An 850-nucleotide genomic window follows, 5' to 3' on the forward strand; every position below is an offset into this window, starting at 1 on the left:
GGTGTAGCGCATCGCCTTTGCCAGATCGGATTTGGGTGAGAGCCTGGGCAGCATGTCGTCGATCTGCGTTTTGATCGTAGCCATCACCTTACAGGTTTCCGCCTGGCGGGCCGCTAACCGATGTGCGGCATTGCTGGCGCGCACCCGGGCCTCGATCGCGTAGACCTCGCCGATCAGGCCGATGATCGCGGCGGCCACCGGCGACGGGGATTTACGGTAGGCGTCCACGAACTTGCGACGGACATGGGCAAGACAAAAGACCAGCACGATCCCTTCCGCCCCCTTGCGGACCAGCGCCTTGTAGGCGCCATAGCCGTCGACCTGGAGGATGCCCCGATAGCCGGCTAGCTGCTGGCGCGCTTCGGCATGCCCGCGGCCGCGCGCGTGAATGTATGCCACCGCCGGTCGCGCCGGGCCTGACCAGGGACCATCATCGCAGGCATGTGCCCAGAACTGCGTGATCCGGGTTCGTTTTCTTCCTTTCTCAAGGACCGGCATCCGCGTCTCGTCACAGAAAATCCGCGATTGCGCGTGGATGTACGCGAGTTGCAATTCATACAGAGATCTCAGCCACCATGCGATCTTGCGCATCCAGCGGCTTGGTAGGGCGCGATCGAGGATGGCGCCCTGTCCGGCCAGCATCTGAAGCTGCCGGTTGAGAGGGATTGACCATGCAAATCGCGCTGTAGCCATCCAGGCCAGCGTCGAGGTGGTAACCATCGAGCCCGGGATCGCACGCCGGGGCGCTGGTGCCTGAATAACCCCCTCACGGCAATTGCGGCAGGCATAGCGAGGGCGAACGGTACGAATGACGCGTACGATGGCCGGAACCCAGTCGAGGGCCTCACTG

Annotated in this window: 1 protein-coding gene; it reads right to left on the bottom strand. The window is 63.4% G+C overall.

What is annotated here, in order from left to right; genetic code table 11:
* Window positions 1–850, bottom strand: an 850-nt coding sequence (gene tnpC / locus ACYPYD_RS22345) for an IS66 family transposase (RefSeq protein WP_459665608.1), incomplete at both ends; no start/stop codon positions are given.

The organism is Novosphingobium sp. 11B, assembly GCF_054589055.1.